Source organism: Parasutterella sp., assembly GCF_057870745.1.
The window spans coordinates 34,513-50,032 of record NZ_DBMALT010000010.1 but is presented as its reverse complement, the minus strand read 5'-3'; the positions used below and the strand labels follow the sequence as shown (position 1 = coordinate 50,032).

General features: G+C 50.3%; 15 protein-coding genes and 1 tRNA gene. 6 read left to right on the top strand and 10 right to left on the bottom strand.

From position 1 onward, the window contains the following. Positions 1-47: 47 nt before the first annotated feature. Together ACZND6_RS04320 and ACZND6_RS04315 are read left to right on the top strand one after the other, a co-directional pair. Entirely contained in the window at positions 48-1,106 is a 1,059-nt protein-coding gene (locus ACZND6_RS04320) for a methionine ABC transporter ATP-binding protein (protein WP_293737449.1), read from the top strand. Further along, the gene (locus ACZND6_RS04315) at positions 1,096-1,749 is read left to right on the top strand and encodes a methionine ABC transporter permease (protein ID WP_278385719.1); all 654 of its coding nucleotides are present in this window, start codon (positions 1,096-1,098) and stop codon (positions 1,747-1,749) included. Before ACZND6_RS04320 ends, ACZND6_RS04315 begins: the two co-directional genes overlap by 11 nt. A 112-nt stretch (positions 1,750-1,861) precedes the next feature. Here ACZND6_RS04315 and ACZND6_RS04310 read toward each other — a convergent pair whose 3' ends face one another. Further along, on the bottom strand, positions 1,862-2,611 hold the full coding sequence (locus ACZND6_RS04310; protein ID WP_293737450.1) for a 4Fe-4S binding protein: 750 nt from the start codon (positions 2,609-2,611) through the stop codon (positions 1,862-1,864). A 138-nt stretch (positions 2,612-2,749) separates the two neighbouring features. Here ACZND6_RS04310 and ACZND6_RS04305 point away from each other — a divergent pair. After that, positions 2,750-2,823, top strand: a tRNA-Gly gene (locus tag ACZND6_RS04305). A gap of 92 nt (positions 2,824-2,915) precedes the next feature. Continuing rightward, the gene (locus ACZND6_RS04300) at positions 2,916-3,203 is read left to right on the top strand and encodes a GNAT family N-acetyltransferase (protein WP_489524410.1); all 288 of its coding nucleotides are present in this window, start codon (positions 2,916-2,918) and stop codon (positions 3,201-3,203) included. A 173-nt stretch (positions 3,204-3,376) separates the two neighbouring features. On the opposite strand, the gene ACZND6_RS04295 is transcribed toward ACZND6_RS04300, so the two are convergent. Then, positions 3,377-3,703 carry a cytochrome c3 family protein gene (locus ACZND6_RS04295; protein WP_008864541.1) on the bottom strand — a complete coding sequence of 109 codons (327 nt, stop codon included), beginning with the start codon at positions 3,701-3,703 and terminating at the stop codon, positions 3,377-3,379. Positions 3,704-3,718: 15 nt separating this feature from the next. Next, positions 3,719-5,182, bottom strand: coding sequence for an FAD-dependent oxidoreductase (locus tag ACZND6_RS04290; protein ID WP_008810530.1), 1,464 nt, complete (start codon positions 5,180-5,182; stop codon positions 3,719-3,721). Between the two features lie 190 nt (positions 5,183-5,372). On the opposite strand from ACZND6_RS04290, the gene ACZND6_RS04285 reads away from it, so the two are divergent. After that, positions 5,373-7,217 (top strand): sensor histidine kinase, encoded by a 1,845-nt coding sequence (locus ACZND6_RS04285; RefSeq protein ID WP_489524409.1) that lies wholly within the window; start codon positions 5,373-5,375, stop codon positions 7,215-7,217. Here ACZND6_RS04285 and ACZND6_RS04280 read toward each other — a convergent pair. After that, on the bottom strand, positions 7,209-7,877 hold the full coding sequence (locus tag ACZND6_RS04280) for a response regulator transcription factor (protein WP_008810528.1): 669 nt from the start codon (positions 7,875-7,877) through the stop codon (positions 7,209-7,211). The two genes, ACZND6_RS04285 and ACZND6_RS04280, sit on opposite strands and share 9 nt — an antisense overlap. A 269-nt stretch (positions 7,878-8,146) precedes the next feature. Between ACZND6_RS04280 and trmB the strand changes: the two genes are divergently transcribed. Next, complete coding sequence (trmB, locus tag ACZND6_RS04275) at positions 8,147-8,869, top strand: tRNA (guanosine(46)-N7)-methyltransferase TrmB (protein WP_008810527.1); 723 nt, start codon at positions 8,147-8,149, stop codon at positions 8,867-8,869. A gap of 62 nt (positions 8,870-8,931) precedes the next feature. Here trmB and ACZND6_RS04270 read toward each other — a convergent pair whose 3' ends face one another. The 6 genes from ACZND6_RS04270 to ACZND6_RS04245 all read right to left on the bottom strand — a co-directional run bounded on the left by ACZND6_RS04270 (position 8,932) and on the right by ACZND6_RS04245 (position 15,495). Continuing rightward, positions 8,932-9,759 carry an undecaprenyl-diphosphate phosphatase gene (locus tag ACZND6_RS04270; protein WP_008810526.1) on the bottom strand — a complete coding sequence of 276 codons (828 nt, stop codon included), beginning with the start codon at positions 9,757-9,759 and terminating at the stop codon, positions 8,932-8,934. Between the two features lie 11 nt (positions 9,760-9,770). Next, positions 9,771-10,127 carry a hypothetical protein gene (locus ACZND6_RS04265; protein ID WP_008864546.1) on the bottom strand — a complete coding sequence of 119 codons (357 nt, stop codon included), beginning with the start codon at positions 10,125-10,127 and terminating at the stop codon, positions 9,771-9,773. Positions 10,128-10,273: 146 nt separating this feature from the next. Next, positions 10,274-11,185 (bottom strand): EamA family transporter RarD, encoded by a 912-nt coding sequence (gene rarD / locus ACZND6_RS04260; RefSeq protein ID WP_008810524.1) that lies wholly within the window; start codon positions 11,183-11,185, stop codon positions 10,274-10,276. Between the two features lie 70 nt (positions 11,186-11,255). Then, the gene (gene mnmC / locus ACZND6_RS04255) at positions 11,256-13,106 is read right to left on the bottom strand and encodes a bifunctional tRNA (5-methylaminomethyl-2-thiouridine)(34)-methyltransferase MnmC2/FAD-dependent 5-carboxymethylaminomethyl-2-thiouridine(34) oxidoreductase MnmC1 (RefSeq protein ID WP_008810523.1); all 1,851 of its coding nucleotides are present in this window, start codon (positions 13,104-13,106) and stop codon (positions 11,256-11,258) included. Between the two features lie 8 nt (positions 13,107-13,114). Next, positions 13,115-14,776 (bottom strand): energy-dependent translational throttle protein EttA, encoded by a 1,662-nt coding sequence (gene ettA / locus ACZND6_RS04250; RefSeq protein WP_008810522.1) that lies wholly within the window; start codon positions 14,774-14,776, stop codon positions 13,115-13,117. A gap of 29 nt (positions 14,777-14,805) precedes the next feature. Further along, the gene (locus tag ACZND6_RS04245) at positions 14,806-15,495 is read right to left on the bottom strand and encodes a BUD32 family EKC/KEOPS complex subunit (RefSeq protein ID WP_489524408.1); all 690 of its coding nucleotides are present in this window, start codon (positions 15,493-15,495) and stop codon (positions 14,806-14,808) included. Between the last annotated feature and the right edge of the window lie 25 nt (positions 15,496-15,520).

Genomic DNA, 15,520 nt, shown 5'->3' with positions numbered 1-15,520 from the left:
GGGCAGGACCTCGAGGTGTCAGAACCTCGCCCTGGGATATAAATTAAATGATTGAGTTAAAACACATAACGCAGGAATACGATACTGCTGACGGTAAAGGAAAATTCTTTGCCTGTAAGGATGTAAACGTCCACATCAAACCCGGCGATATCTTCGGCATTATCGGCCGAAGCGGCGCCGGTAAGAGCACGCTGGTTCGCTGCATCAACCTTCTCAACCGCCCGACTTCCGGGTCCGTCATCGTCGACGGCAAGGATCTAACCAAGATGTCGGAATCCGAACTGCGTGAGGAAAGACGCTCGATCGGTATGATCTTCCAGCACTTTAATCTGCTCTCCTCCCGTACCGTCTACGGCAATGTTGCGCTTCCTCTGGAACTTGCAGGAATGCCGAAGGATAAGATTCGCGAAAAAGTAATGCCGCTGATTGAACTTGTCGGCTTAAGCGAACACGTCAACAAGTATCCGTCTCAGCTCTCCGGCGGTCAGAAACAGCGCGTCGGTATTGCTCGTGCGCTTTCTTCCGATCCGAAGATTCTTCTTTCCGACGAGGCCACTTCTGCTCTTGACCCGGAAACCACTCAGGCAACGCTTCAGCTCCTCAAGAAGATTAACAAGGAGCTCGGTCTGACGATCGTCATGATCACGCACGAAATGGACGTAGTGAAACAGATCTGCAATCGCGTCGTCGTGATGAATAAAGGCGTCGTTGTCGAAGAAGGCGACGTGCTCGAGGTCTTCCGCGACCCGAAGAACGAAGTTACTCAGGCGATGCTCGGCACGGCTCTTGCTGCCCGCACAATTCCGGCAAGCATGGTCGAGCGTGTGAAGAAAGTTCTGAACACGCCGGGAGAAAACGGACGCAAGAATCATCTCATTCGTTTGACGTTCGTCGGCAGCTCAACGACCGAACCGGTCCTCTCCCGCGCCTGCTCCAAATTCGATCTGGACTTCAACATCCTCTTAGGACAGGTGGATGAGATCCAAAGCGAAAGCTACGGCACTCTCACGATCGTGATGGAAGGAACTACAGAAAACTTCCATCTGGCATTGAACTACATCGCCGAAAGAGGCGTTCGCGTCGAGGAGCTCACAAATGTCATCTAACATCATCAATCTTCTTTGGGAATCTTTCCTTGAAACCATTCTGATGGTCGGCGTGAGCGGCGGACTCGGCGCTGCGATCGGTATTCCTTTGGGCGTCTTCCTGTTCGTTACGTCTCCCAAAGGCATCATGCCCAAGCCGTACGTCAACCGCATCATCGGCACTGCTGTGAATGCCGTGCGTTCGACGCCGTTCATCATTCTTTTGGTTGCCATCATTCCGTTTACGCGCTTAATCGTCGGCTCTTCCATCGGTACCGTTGCTGCTATCGTTCCCCTGACGATTGCCGCTGCTCCGCTCATCGCTCGTCTGGTCGAAACCAGTCTGCGTGAAGTCGACAAGGGACTGATTGAAGCTGCTCAGTCCATGGGCGCTACGAACACTCAGATTATTTGCAAAGTGCTTCTTCCGGAAGCGATGCCCGGCATCCTTGCCGGCCTCACCATCGCCTTTGTTGCTTTGGTCGGCAGCTCCGCTATGGCCGGCGCCGTTGGCGGCGGCGGTTTAGGCGACATGGGTATTCGTTACGGATATCAGCGCTTCATGCCTGAAGTCATGGCAGCTGTTGTCATCATTTTGATTGTCTTCGTCCAAAGTCTGCAGAGCTTCGGCGATTGGATGGTCAGAAGAGTTTCTCACCGCTAATCGATCCCCAGCAATTTCAAACTCGGCGTTCTTCTCGATACGCCGGGTTTGTTTTTTCTCCGAGTTGCTTCTCAGTTGGCCTTAAGTTCAGCCGCCTGAGGTACGCCAATCCTCACACAAAGAATTCGTTTTCTTTACGGTTCTTGAGGCGTTCCGAGAGGAGTTTTTCAAAATCTGAGAATGCATCTGCAACAACCGACTTCGCTTTCATCGGACAATTCTTAACGCAGCGCATACAACCGATACAGTTGTCGTTTACCGTCTTGATATCTTCTTCGATCGCTCCGACCGGACAATCTCTGATACACATCCCGCAAGCCAAGCAATTACCGTTGGTCGTCGGTTTAAATTTGGCTTTAGTTTCAACGACCTTATAAGGATAATTTCCCGGAGGAATCACTGTCTCAGGCTCCTCAGCTTTGGCCAGCATATGAAAATAGAATTCCTGAAGCTCGGCAATGTCGTCTTTGTTCGGACGACCTAACTGGATCTGCCCATAAGTATGTTGGGACGCCATTGTAGCCACTCCCTTGATCCTGAAGCCGTTAGCCTCAGCAATGTCACCAAGCTCTCTTGGGGCATCTTCGTAAGCCCGATTGCCGTAAGTAAGCACTAACGCACAAGGAGTACCGCTTCCTTTCATCCTTTCAAAACGATCTACGCTGCAGGCTGGGATTCGTCCTGCATAAACCGGCGCCCCGAAAACGACAAAATCAAAACCGCTGAGATCGGTTTCCGGAACTTCTACGTTGCCTGTGATATCGAAGGTCTTGACAGTGACACACGGCAGCTCCCCGATCGAAGAAACCGCTTTCTTAGTGTTTCCCGTAGGAGAGAAATAAACCAAAGCAATAGAGGACATGAGATCTGATGTTGAAGTTAGTTTGCTTAATTCTTGCACATAAGCGGTGGGCGCCATATGAGAGAAAGCACGTGAATAGAACTTTTCGAAGCCTGAAATAATTTGTGAAATTTCGAGTACAATCTTGCTCTATCGAATGCGGGTGTAGCTCAATGGTAGAGCAGAAGCTTCCCAAGCTTACGACGGGGGTTCGATTCCCCTCACCCGCTCCAGTTCCCGTTCTCCCTCCGGTTTCCTTTCTCCAACAGTGTACGTGTTTAGGGAGTCGCCACGCCGTCCAAATCCACCATAAAAAACCCAATCAATGCTCCTTATTAGAAAATATCAAGCTTCTGACTGTGCTGACCTTGCAGAACTTTTTTACTCTACAGTTCACACTGCAAATGCAAAGGATTATTCAAAGGAGCAATTGGACGCTTGGGCGCCCAGGTCCAGAAATCTAAAGGACTGGAATCGTGACTTTGAAAAGCACATTAGTTTTGTCGCAATTGACGATCGGACGATCGTAGGGTTCGGGGATATAGAAGAGAACGGCTATCTTGATCGGCTATTCGTCCGCCCTGATTATTTATGGAATACCGTCGATGATTAAGAGCAGACGACACTCTTCGAGACGGGCAATAGGTCGTTAACATTAGAACGATCTTTTTCTCTCCGCAATAAGACCAAATATAACATCGAGACAACGCTGTCAAATTCTAAATTTCACGAGCTTAAACAGAACGCCGGAACGTGCCGGCGTCGAAATTTCAAACTTAGAAACCTTTACGGCGTCTTCAAATCAAACTTATGGCATTGATTGCAGGATGTCACGCTTGGTTTGTGTCCTGAATGGCAGGTTGAGCAATCACGTTCGCCGTAATGGTTGAAGTGAGGATTCGGTTTCAGATCTTTAGTTTTCTGCGCAACCACTTCATAACTCTGATGACAGGCTAAGCAGTTTTGTTTTCGGACTGGAACCGAAGTGTCGCCGGTCACGTGGCAAGCCTGACAGGGAACCTTCCGAGCAAGATGGCGGTCTGCTGTGTAAGGCTGTGCAAAAACAACAGAGGCGGTGAGCGCGGATAACACGAGCACTAAGAGGTGTTTCATTTTCAGATTCCTTTATCAGTTGTTTTTATGGAGAGAGGCCATCTTTCGGGCGGCGATTCTTCCGAAGACCGTTGCGCCTCCCAACTGTGTTCCGCCGATGTAGTTTCCGTAGAACAGACCGCCGGCTGCGTTTCCGACAGCATAGAGTCCCGGAATCACTCGTCCTTCGTTATTGATCACCTGAGCGTTTGCGTTAATCTTCGGACCGCCGAATGTTGCTGTAATACCGCCTTGGAACGGGAAAGCGTAGTAAGGAGCCTTATTTAACGGCTGAGGTTCCTTCAAAGAACACGGAGGATTCAGTTCTTTCAATTTATTGGCGGCAAGCGCGTCGTTGTACTCTTTGAAGAGCGAAAGAATAACCTTCGGATCGACGCCCATTCTCTTGGCGAGCTCTTCCGGCGTTTGAGCAACCAGGACTTTGGTGTTCATTGCCAGGAACTTCTTCGCAGCGCTTTCGGCTTTAGGCCAGTGAGCATCGATGATGTGATAAGCCATGTTTTCCGGCGTCTTGGTTGCCGTAGCCATAGACTTCTGAGTGTAGGTATAGATTTCGTCCATGAAGCGATGACCGCGCACATCCACATCAATACCTTGTCCGGCATCGATCACAAAGTTCGGATTAGCGTGCGTTTCCTCAACGATCGGGCCGCAGTGGAACTGGTCGATATGAACAAGCTGCGCTCCGACCGGTGCGGTGAGCATAAGGTTGTCCCCGGTTACATACGGGGATCCGCGAAGAACCAGGCGAGAAAGCGGACCGCCCATATAACGGCAAAGCAGTTCACGATTTGCGGAGAAACCGCCGGTCGCAATCACTACACCGTCCTTAGCAAAATAGTCCGTCTTGTGAAGATCTCCCTGGGCTCTGACACCGATTACGCGGCCTGCGTCGTTCGTTAAAAGTTCGATGGCCTTAGTGTTGTAGATAATCGGAATATTGCGCTTTTCACAGGCTTCGAGCAGATAGCGGACGAGACGAGCACCGCCCGTCAAACCCTGTCCGTCCACATTGTGCATTCGATAATTAAGTGGCCAGGGCTTCTTGCCGATCTTCGAGAACTTAACACCCTGCTTTTTGAGCCATTCGAAGTCTTCCGGAATATGGTTGACATAGGCGCCAACAAGGGCCGGGTCGGCACGATATTCGGAGACCTTCATCATGTCTTCTCTGAAAGACTCTTTCGTTTCGTTCCTGCCTTCTTCTTTTTGCTGAGAGGTGCCCCAGGCTGCAATACCACCAGATGCATACAGGGAGTTTCCAGCGCTGCATTCCATTTTTTCTAAGACGACGGGCTTCAGTCCGAGATCGGCCGCTTCAATGGCAGTGACTAAGCCACCGGTACCGGCACCGAGAATAACGACATCAAAATTGTTCTGAGACTTCTGCTGTACTTCGGAAGCAGAGGCTGTCTGGACGGCACAGGCTCCGAACACGGCGGTCAGACCTGTTTTCAGCATGTTTCTTCTTGAGACCATAATGTATTCCTGTTTGTTTAGAGGAAGTAACGAACTATTTTCTTGTCCGATTGAATGCATTATGTTTTTGAGACATGCCTAGGCATATTGTCTATTGTCAAACTATCGTCAATTAGTCGCTTGTGCCAATTTTCATGAGCTTCGTTCTCTTTTAAATTGAAAACATCCGACGCTTCGGTTTGATGGTCATATGAAGACTTTTCTGAGAACTCTTACTCTTCTTTGTCTGTGCGTTTTATCTCTGTCCGCTTTATCGGAAGAATCAGTTTCGCCCTCGGAAGTACTCGTTAAGCCATTCGGGAGACCGGATCCGAACAGCCCCTTCATCACGATGCTGGTGTCCCCGCTGGCACGTCCGAACGGTCAAGAAGACATCATTCCTCAGACTTTCCGTACCCTCCAAGAAGTTTTCGGCCCGAACAACTTCCGTGCGGTGCTGTTTTCCGGAAACCCGGAAGACATCAAAGATGCCGATCTCGTCCTTGGCTCAACAGGAACATATCTTCGCATGCCGAACAAAGGTCTTCGAGATTTAGCGACTGTCGCTTCAGATCTGCATCCCGACCCCAACAAAGCGGAAGGCAGTCTTTTTGTCACACTAAAAAGCCGGAACGATATCAACACGCTGGAAGACATGAAAGGAAAACGGCTTGCAGCCACAGGCCCGAATGGATTTGCCGGCCACGACTTAGCTCTGGGAGAGTTGGCTCAGAGAGGCCAAGACCCAGATCATTTCTTCAGCTCTGAAATCTATACGCACTACGACATGCCGGCCGTCCTGACCAAACTTCGGAATAATCAGGCAGATATCGGCATTATTCGAAATTGCCTGTTGGAAAACTTGAAGAAACAAGGAGACAACGTTGACGATATCAAGCCGCTCCTAGTTAAAGATGTCGGAGAGTCTGAGCGCTGTCTAACTTCAACCGATCTTTATCCCAACTGGACAATCGCTGCAACACCGCGCCTCTCGCCTGAGCTTTCCCGCCGAGTAGTTCTCAAGCTGTTTTCACTTCCGTCTAACCCAGGCGGACTCCATTGGACCGTGGCCAGTGACTACTCAGGGGCGGATGCTATGTACAAGCAAATTCGCAGAGGACCTTATGCCTATCTTCGAGAGTGGAACCTGAAACGTTTCTGGGATATGTATTGGCCCTGGTGTCTCTTAGGTCTAGTTCTCTTGGCCACGGGCATTGCGCACAATATTCGAACCGGTTATTTAGTTGAAAAACGGACACGCCAGCTCAGAGAATCTTTTCAAAACCAAAGGAGATTGGAAGAAAAGGCCAGACGCGCGCAGGAAAAAATGGCCTCCCTGCAAAAGACTGGTGTTGTCGGTCAAATGTCTTTGATCGTCGCTCATGAACTCAGGCAGCCGCTCTCAGCGATTAGCGGGTACCTCCACGGAATTGAAAGGCTTCTAGACCAAAACAATCCGGCAAATTCCGCAATGCTGAGTTCCGGCATAGGTGCCATTAAATCTCAGGCTAAAACTGCAGAGTCTATCCTTGAAAAAGTTCGCTCCTATGCACGCAAAAAAGGTCAGCCTCGTTCTTTGTTAAATGCCAATGAGATTGTTCTTGAAGCCGTCAACACGCTCAATGAGGCCATGCTGTCTCCTACTAAAGTAACTTTTTCAGGGCTTAAGGGCAGAGACGACAAGATCTGGAGCGACAAGACGGAGCTCGAACTTGCGGTTCAAAATTTATTGAAAAACGCCCTCCACGCCGTTTCTTCTGAAAAGAATCCGTCTGTTAGCGTCTCCGTTCATAAGGAAAAGTCCTCCGGCGGTTCGCCACGAATTGCCATTAGCGTCAGCGACAACGGTCCGCGCCTGAGCGATGAGGCTTTTGAAAAACTCAGCTCCGTCTTATCCAGTTCAAAGATCGACGGTTTAGGGCTCGGCTTATCTATCGTGCGGCTGATTGTCGAGAATCACGGAGGTCAGTTGGAATTTTTCAGAGGTCCGGAGAATGGTCTGAAGGCAGTTATTTTTCTGCCGGAAGCCGATGAGAATCCCGGTTCTTCAGAATAAGTTCTGACCCGCGTGGCCGGCGCTCTTGCGCCATGCGTCGATTCTTTCGAAAAACAAAGCAAGCTCTGCGGGCTCTCGGATGTTCAATTTGGAAAGTGCCGCCGTTCTGTGGTGATCAACGGTTCTCTGAGAAATCACTAAACGCTCTGCAATCTCACGGCTAACAAGGCCTTTTGCGACTAAGCGGCAAATTTGCTCTTCCCGCTCGGTCAGTGCTTTAAAACGTTCAACTTCCTCTTTGATATCGCCTAAGCCGCTCTTGCTGATGCGAGCTTTTTCTAAACCTCTGGCAATCGCAGGAAGCAATGTCTCAGGATTGATCGGTTTTTGATGAAAATCGCAGGCGCCTTCCCGCATTGCCGCAACAGCCATGTCAACATCTGCGTGGGCCGTCAGAAAAATAATCGGCAGTTTATAAGCCCTCATATTGAGAACCTTAAACAGCTCCAATCCCGACAGCCCCGGCATTTGAACATCTAAAATCAGCAGACCCTCTCGGCTGGGTGTATCTCCGGCCAAAAAAGCTTCTGCCGAGCTAAATGACGCAACTTCATATCCTTCACAAGTAAGCATGAAGGTCAATGAGTTGAGAATCGCCTGGTTATCATCCACGATTCTTATAAGCGGCTTGAGTTTTTCTCTCTTGCTGTAGGTTGTCATAGGCTCGATCCTTTGCGGACATTCTACAAGAGCCGACTGCACGTCACCCATCAGTATCTCCACCACCACTAAACGGCATACAACGTGTGTTCTTAGGCATGCCTAGGCATATCGAAAAATCCTTCTCATTCCTACTTTGACTTCACGCAGTTAACTCTTGAACAAACAATACTTAATCTATAACCGCCTGTAACTTCAAGAAAATATCGCAGACAATCACGTCTTAATTTTCTAAAATTGAGCCTCGCTTTTATTAAGGATCCTTTCACATGTCAACAGAACCGCTGACTCCCGAACAAATCGAAGAACTGAAAAAACGTCATATCCGCAGCTTCTGCATGCGCCGCGGGCACATCAGCAACGCCCAGGAAAAAGCGCTGGAAGAACTGCTTCCACTGTATGAAATTCCCTATGACGCCAATCAAATGTTCGATGCGGTCAAGACATTCGGAAACAACAATCCGCTGGTCCTGGAAATCGGCTGCGGCATGGGCGAAACCACTGCTGCGATTGCACAGGCTCATCCTGAAATCAATTTCATCGGCTGCGAGGTATTTGCTGCCGGCGTCGGCGCCCTAAGCAAACGTCTTCATGACATGAACCTCAAAAACGTCCGTATTTTCCGTCATGACGCGGTGGAAGTCGTCAGAGACATGCTCGAAGACAATTCCTTAGACGGCGTGCATATCTTCTTCCCGGATCCTTGGAGAAAAGCCCGTCATCATAAGCGCCGTCTGATCAACGAGAGCTTCTTAAAACTTCTCGTTCCGAAAATGAAAAAAGGCGCCTATTTCCACTGCGCCACCGACTGGGAAAACTATGCCGAACAGATGCTGGAAGTCTTATCTGCAGAGCCGACATTAGAAAACCTCCACGAAGGAGCCGCTCCCCAGCCGGAAAATCCGCTTATTAAGCGTCCGACGACAAAATTCAATGAACGCGGCAACCGTTTGGGTCACGGCTGTTGGGATTTCGTTTTCCGCAAGATTTAAGGCCTCAGGAACACCAAACGGCGCCTCGGCGCCGTTTGGTTTGGATCGTTTCTTTTGACTCGTTACCACTGAACCAGTCCGGTCCACCACGTCAGAAGAATGACGCCGCCGAAAAAGATTCGGTACCAGCCGAATGCGGAGAAGTCATGCTTAGAAACGTAATGAAGCAGCCAGCGGACCACGACGAGTGCGGAGAAGAATGACACGACGAAACCCACGGAAATCATCGGAAGCGCTGTTGCTGTCAGTACGTCTCTGGACTTCCAAAGGTCATAAACTGTAGCGCCGAAAATCGTCGGGATTGCCAGGAAGAAAGAAAATTCCGTCGCTGCCTTTCTGGACAAGCCAATGCAAAGACCGCCGATGATGGTTGCGCCGGAACGGCTGGTGCCCGGGATCATGGCCAAGCACTGCAGAAAACCGACCCTCAGAGCGTCTTTCCAGCTCATATCGTCCATCGTCTCTACGCGCGGCTTGTAAGTCTTCTTATCTTGGAAGTATTCAACGATGAGGATGATCACGCCGCCTACAACTAAGGCCGTTGCGACCGCAATCGGGTTAAACAGCCATTTCTTAATATAGCTTGCTACCAATACGCCAATCACCGCTGCGGGCAGGAAGGCAACAATAGTGTTGATTGCCAGACGCTGCTGAACTTTATCGGAGAAAAGGCCCAAACAGATATCAATCAGGCGCTGACGATAGTGCCAGCACACCGCAAAGATAGCGCCGGCCTGAATCGCGATGTAAAAGGTATCTGCTTCCTGTCCTGTGTAGTCAAGTAAGCTGCCGGCAACAATCAAGTGACCGGTGGAAGAGACCGGCAAAAACTCCGTCAAACCCTCAACGATACCGAGAATGACGGCTTTTAAATAAAGAATCCAATCCATGAGAATACTGCCTACCTGACGGGACGGTTACTGAAATATTTATTGAAAATCGGACGAATGGCTTTCTTTTGTTCGTCAGACAGCTGGCTGAAAAAATCCTCTCCGATCTTATTGCAGTAGCCGGCTTCGTTAATAGAACGAACACCGCAGCGGAACAGCTCGAAAAGAACTGTCGAATTCATCATCTTCTCGGGCAAATTAATCGGAGCTAAATCTTTTTTAAAAAGCTGAAACTCTGCTCGGTCGAGTTCTAAGTTTTTCGCGTCGGTTTCCGCACTTTGCTGAAAGCGCATGAAGGCACCGATCGACACCACTGCGATAAAAGCAAAAGCGACCCACGGAGCTCGATAACGAGAGACGATAAACATAGAAAACACCGACCAAAACAAAAAAGCAAGGCGTAATGATAAGTGATTTTTGACGTTCCTTCAGGCAGTTAGCGTGCAATCTATAGTCTTTTCACGGGAAGTTTTGATACCTAGTTGCGCATTCTTTTTCTGGCTCGAATCCGAATTTAAGCCCGCGCAGCCTGAACCTTCCTCGCCGCCTTTTCTTTAAATTCGCTATAGATGAAAGTCAGAATTCCAGCCCAAATAAACAGCAAAGGAATGAGTTGCTGGTGATTGAACGGCTCATGGAAGAAAACCAATCCGACAATTAGCGTAAGGATCGGATTCATGTACTGGATGAATCCAAGGATCGTCAGCGGAAGAACATTGGCCGCAGCCGAGAAAGCAATCATCGGCACGGACGTCACAAGCCCCACGCTGATGAGAAGAATCGTGATGTAGGTTCCGCCGGCAAGGAATGCGCCGACGCCGTTCGCATCAAGATAAAACAGGTAGGCAATGGCAAAGGGAAGCATGAGAGAGGCTTCTAAGGCATTGCTCACCCAAGGGTCAATCCCGAGGCGCTTTTTAAAGACCCCATAAAGCGCCCATGAAGAAGAAACACCCAATGCGATCCAAGGCATGCGGCCGAGTGTGTAGATCATGATGCACACGCCGAGGAATGGCAGGAATACACTCAGCTGCTTTAATCGGCTCAGCCGCTCTCTAAAAAACACTACGCCCAGCGCGACAGTAAACAAAGGCGTTAGGAACATGCCGATGCCAAGTTCGACAACTTGGTTAGATGTTGCCGCGTAGACATTGATCCACCAGTTGATCGCCGCAATCGCAGCCGCAGCAAATAAATTGAAATACTGAATCGGTTGCTTTTTGAAAGTACGAAGCGTACTGAAAATCTCAGAAAACCGCCCGATTAGCATCAAAAATGCCGAGATCAAAATCAGAGACCAAAGTACTCGGTGACCGATGACTTCCCAACCTCGCACACCTCCGAATAAAGCCCAGTACAAAGGCATAAAGCCCCAGCAGAGGTATGCGCCGACAGCGGCAAGAAGTCCCTTGGTTTGAGCGGTCATAGATTGTAGTTTTTGAGGTTTGTTGTGGCTGATATTCTACGAGCCGACCGCAGGCTCAACAATGCTCCGTTTACCGAGGCTTTTTGAAAAATCTGCCTGGATCAATCGCACACAGAAGATCGGCCTCCAACGGAATCGGCTCATTAAACATTTGCGCTGCGATGACTTTAGCGGCAAGTTCATTGAACACGGTACCTCGAGACCCCATAGCACAGCTCACGTAAATACCTGTCGCATTCGGAAAGCCTTCCGCTGCCGGAACTTGTCCGACAACCGGCAGTCGATCCGGTGCAACACATCGAAACCCTTCATAAAATCCAGCCGCGTCAGCTTCAGTTAGCTGCGGAAATAGATCCGTCAAATGAGAAAGATTTTTGCCGTGTGCTTCTTCTGAAGACATCTGTTTGTCAGCGCTTTCATAGGTTGCACCGACACCGATCCAATCATCAGGACTGTGAATGGCATAACCCGGACCTGTTACCGCGCCTTTTAAATCCGTTAAGGCGCCCTCGCAGAGAAGAGATAATCTGCCTTTCCATCGGGTTAACGGAAGTTCGATTCCGGGAAGAAGATTAGCGGTTTCAGCCGCACAGCACACAACGACCGCATCTGCTTCAGCAATGATTTGTCCGAAGGCATCTTTGGCTTGACAATTTTTTCCTTGCTTCGACAGAGAGCCGACCCGAGTGTTAAACAGCAAGGAAGCACCCGAGCGGTTCAGACGCGCTCTAACCCATTCAGCCACAGCAACGATACCGGCGCCTTCGTGCCAGAGACCGCCTAATCGAGGCTTAAGACCGATTTTTGATTCGGCTTCCTCTGCTGACATCAGTCGGAGGAAATCTTTCGGAAAACTGAACGGCTTTAATTGAGCAAACTGCTGCTGCCATTTTTGAAGTTCGGCTCCATCTCTGGCCATCTGGTAAAGCCCCTCAGTCCGGACCAACTCCGGATAGCAGAGCAACTCTTCCCGCAGCATCTCCAAACCCGACCTTGTCAGCCTGAACAGCTGATTATCGTCACCTGAAGGCTGAGCATGCACCACGCCCCAGCGAAGCGCTGAGGCGCCGGAAGCACCGACGGGACCGGCATCGACGACCTGAACTTGGACGCCGCGGCGTGCCAGCTCGCAAGCCACCGCCGAACCGGCAAGTCCGGCCCCGATGACAATAGCTGACTGAGGTTTTTCGGCTGAATTTAAAAATGTCGTTGAGCGGCGATGCTTGAACTTAGGTTCAAAGCGGCCGACGGTCATTTCTGACTTATGCCCGAAACCCGGAACCTTTTGGATCGTGAATCCTGCTTCCGTAAAAGCTTTTCTGACGGCCGAAGCTACACACCAAGTCGCAAGTGTGGCACCTTCTCGAGCGTGCGAACAGATTGCTTTGAGAAGTCTCGGCTCCCACATCTCGGGATTTTTCTTCGGCGAGAAACCGTCCGGATAGAAAGCATCAAAAGCGCCGGAAAGCTTCTTGACGGCTGCAGAAGACGGCATGAAGTAAAGATCTAAGACGACGCGCCCTTCATCGAATGTCAGACGATGTACACCCGGCGTCAGGGTCGGCCATTTAGCTGCCAGCTCTTCAGCTTCAGCCTTAAGGCTTAAAGAGGCGAATGTTTTAATGTCCGACGCTTGGAGCGGAAAGCCTTCTATCGCCAAATAAAACAGCTTGCCGCTTCTCTGCGGATCTTCCCGCCATGCCTTAAGCGTCGTCAAGAAGTTTGTGCCGAGTCCAAACCCGTTCTCAACAATCGTGAACTGATCTCTGCCCTGCCATCTTTCAGGCAGCTGGGTTCCGCCTAAAAAAACAAAACGGGACTGTTCATAAGCCCCGTCTTTGGATGCATAAACATCGCCGAACTCGGGGCTGTATGCACAGCCCCGGTCGTCAAGAGAAATTTTCCCTTGAACAATGGTCATTTTGACCCTTAGCTCTTGAGCGGTTTGAAGCGCAGTCTGTGCGGTATTGCCGCATCTCCGAGTCTGCGTTTCTTGTCTGCTTCGTATTCCGTATAGTTGCCGGCGAAGAATTCGACCTTGGAATCGCCTTCAAAAGCTAGAATGTGTGTAGCGATGCGGTCTAAGAACCAGCGGTCATGAGAAATGACCATAGCGCAGCCGGCAAATTCCAGCAACGCTTCTTCCAGAGCACGCAGTGTTTCAACGTCCAAGTCGTTAGACGGTTCGTCAAGGAGAAGAACGTTGCCGCCGGCAAGAAGCGTTTTGGCCATGTGGAGACGTCCGCGTTCACCGCCAGAGAGCGTTCCGACGATCTTCTGCTGATCTCCGCCCTTGAAGTTGAAGCGGCCGAGATAAGCACGGCTCGGCATCTCAAACTTACCGACTTTCAGAATGTCCAAACCGTCGGAAACCGCTTCCCAAACGGTCTTGTCGTTCGGGAGAGATTCTCTGGTCTGAGAAACCGCGCTGAGTTTGACGGTCGGTCCGATATCGATTTCACCGGAATCCGGAGTTTCTTTACCGGTGATCATCTTGAAGAGCGTGGACTTACCGGCGCCGTTCGGACCGATCACGCCGACGATGGCTCCGGGAGGAATGGAGAAGCTCAGATCATCGATCAGGAGACGATCGCCGAAACCCTTAGAAACATTCTTGAATTCGATGACTTTATCGCCGAGGCGGTCAGCCACCGGGATGAAGATTTCGTTGGTTTCGTTGCGCTTCTGGTATTCGTAGCTAGACATTTCTTCGAAGCGGTTCAGACGAGCCTTGCTCTTGGCCTGTCTGCCCTTGGCATTCTGACGAACCCATTCAAGCTCGTGCTTCATTGCCTTGATGCGGGCGTCTTCTTTCTTCTGCTCGAGCTCTAAGCGCTGTTCCTTCTGATCAAGCCAGGAGGAATAGTTGCCCTTCCAGGGAATACCGTGTCCGCGGTCCAATTCGAGAATCCACTCGGCAGCGTTGTCCAGGAAGTAACGGTCGTGGGTCACGGCAACCACGGTTCCGGGGAAGTGCTGCAGGAACTGTTCAAGCCAATCCACACTTTCTGCGTCCAGGTGGTTGGTCGGTTCGTCCAAGAGGAGCATGTCCGGCTTGGAGAGCAGCAGACGGCAGAGAGCCACACGGCGTTTTTCACCGCCGGAGAGATTACCGATCTTGGCATCCCAAGGCGGAAGACGAAGCGCGTCAGCAGCAATTTCCATCTGCGTATCGGCGTTCGTACCGCCGGTAGCGATGATGGCTTCAAGCCGAGCCTGCTCGGCAGCTAAGGCGTCAAAATCAGCGTCGGGATCGGCATAAGCCTCATAGACTTTGTTGAGCTTTTCCTGGGCATCGAAAATGTCGCCTAGGCCTTCGGCAACCGTTTCGCGAACGGTTTTTTCAGGATCAAGAACCGGCTCCTGCGGCAGGTAACCGATCTTGATGCCGGGCATCGGAATGGCTTCGCCTTCAATCTCAGTATCCACACCGGCCATAATCTTGAGCAGCGTGGATTTACCGGCGCCGTTTAAACCTAAGACGCCGATTTTGGCGCCCGGGAAGAAAGACAGAGAAATGTCCTTAAGAATTTGTCGCTTGGGCGGAACAATTTTGCCCACGCGGTTCATTGTGTATACAAATTGAGCCATAAAAATAAGCTGGTTATAGTGTTCGTTAATTAGTTGTCAATCGGCTTGCCGTGTTTGGCATTGCGCTTTTTCACGCCGAAGTACCCGCGAAGAACCCAGAGTTTTCTGAGCTTGGCAATGCGTTCATTTTCCTTCTCACGGAACTCGCCCATCTCATCCGGGCAATACTTCTTCCACTTCTTATAAACACCGCCGATATCCATGTCTTCCATAAAGGAACGAATCTTTTGAGGAAGACCTTGCGTATCTACGCTTGCCTGAAAATCAATCAACGCGGGCTTTCCGTTGACCTGCATGACCCAGTTGCTGGTCCCGCGGGTATCCAAATGAACCAGATGCCGGGCATGGATCGACCGAATAATCTCCTCGCATTCTTCCAAGAAAGTCGGAGAAACCTCTTCCTTCGGAACACGGTTTAAAACGCGGCCGGGAATATATTCAATCGCAAGCATATGCGGCGTCACCATGAAGGCTTCTGTCGGAACGCCTTCGAGGCCGTGAAGCTTGCGGACCGCCTTCAGTTCACGCCAAAGCACAAACTTAGCAAAACTGTTTTTTACAAGCCAACGGCGATCGGAAAAGTCTTTGATTGTCCAGCGCTTACCATTGATGTTAGCCACTGACACCCGGGCATTTCCCCACCGACCGCCACGAAGCAGCTGCACATCTGCCTTCTCGAGATCTTCTTTAGTAAACGGTTTGATATCCGTCTGAGTCATCGGTCTTTATGAGCACCCACGTTAT

Bases quoted from the DNA above. Each gene is read 5' to 3' on its own strand.
- ACZND6_RS04320 (WP_293737449.1), top strand. From the start codon at position 48: ATGATTGAGTTAAAACACATAACGCAGGAATACGATACTGCTGACGGT.
- rarD (WP_008810524.1), bottom strand. From the start codon at position 11,185: ATGACCGCTCAAACCAAGGGACTTCTTGCCGCTGTCGGCGCATACCTC.
- ACZND6_RS04280 (WP_008810528.1), bottom strand. From the start codon at position 7,877: ATGACAACCTACAGCAAGAGAGAAAAACTCAAGCCGCTTATAAGAATC.
- ACZND6_RS04265 (WP_008864546.1), bottom strand. From the start codon at position 10,127: ATGTTTATCGTCTCTCGTTATCGAGCTCCGTGGGTCGCTTTTGCTTTT.
- ACZND6_RS04270 (WP_008810526.1), bottom strand. From the start codon at position 9,759: ATGGATTGGATTCTTTATTTAAAAGCCGTCATTCTCGGTATCGTTGAG.
- ACZND6_RS04295 (WP_008864541.1), bottom strand. From the start codon at position 3,703: ATGAAACACCTCTTAGTGCTCGTGTTATCCGCGCTCACCGCCTCTGTT.
- ACZND6_RS04315 (WP_278385719.1), top strand. From the start codon at position 1,096: ATGTCATCTAACATCATCAATCTTCTTTGGGAATCTTTCCTTGAAACC.
- ACZND6_RS04290 (WP_008810530.1), bottom strand. From the start codon at position 5,182: ATGGTCTCAAGAAGAAACATGCTGAAAACAGGTCTGACCGCCGTGTTC.
- ettA (WP_008810522.1), bottom strand. From the start codon at position 14,776: ATGGCTCAATTTGTATACACAATGAACCGCGTGGGCAAAATTGTTCCG.
- ACZND6_RS04310 (WP_293737450.1), bottom strand. From the start codon at position 2,611: ATGTCCTCTATTGCTTTGGTTTATTTCTCTCCTACGGGAAACACTAAG.
- ACZND6_RS04285 (WP_489524409.1), top strand. From the start codon at position 5,373: ATGAAGACTTTTCTGAGAACTCTTACTCTTCTTTGTCTGTGCGTTTTA.
- mnmC (WP_008810523.1), bottom strand. From the start codon at position 13,106: ATGACCATTGTTCAAGGGAAAATTTCTCTTGACGACCGGGGCTGTGCA.
- ACZND6_RS04300 (WP_489524410.1), top strand. From the start codon at position 2,916: ATGCTCCTTATTAGAAAATATCAAGCTTCTGACTGTGCTGACCTTGCA.
- ACZND6_RS04245 (WP_489524408.1), bottom strand. From the start codon at position 15,495: ATGACTCAGACGGATATCAAACCGTTTACTAAAGAAGATCTCGAGAAG.
- trmB (WP_008810527.1), top strand. From the start codon at position 8,147: ATGTCAACAGAACCGCTGACTCCCGAACAAATCGAAGAACTGAAAAAA.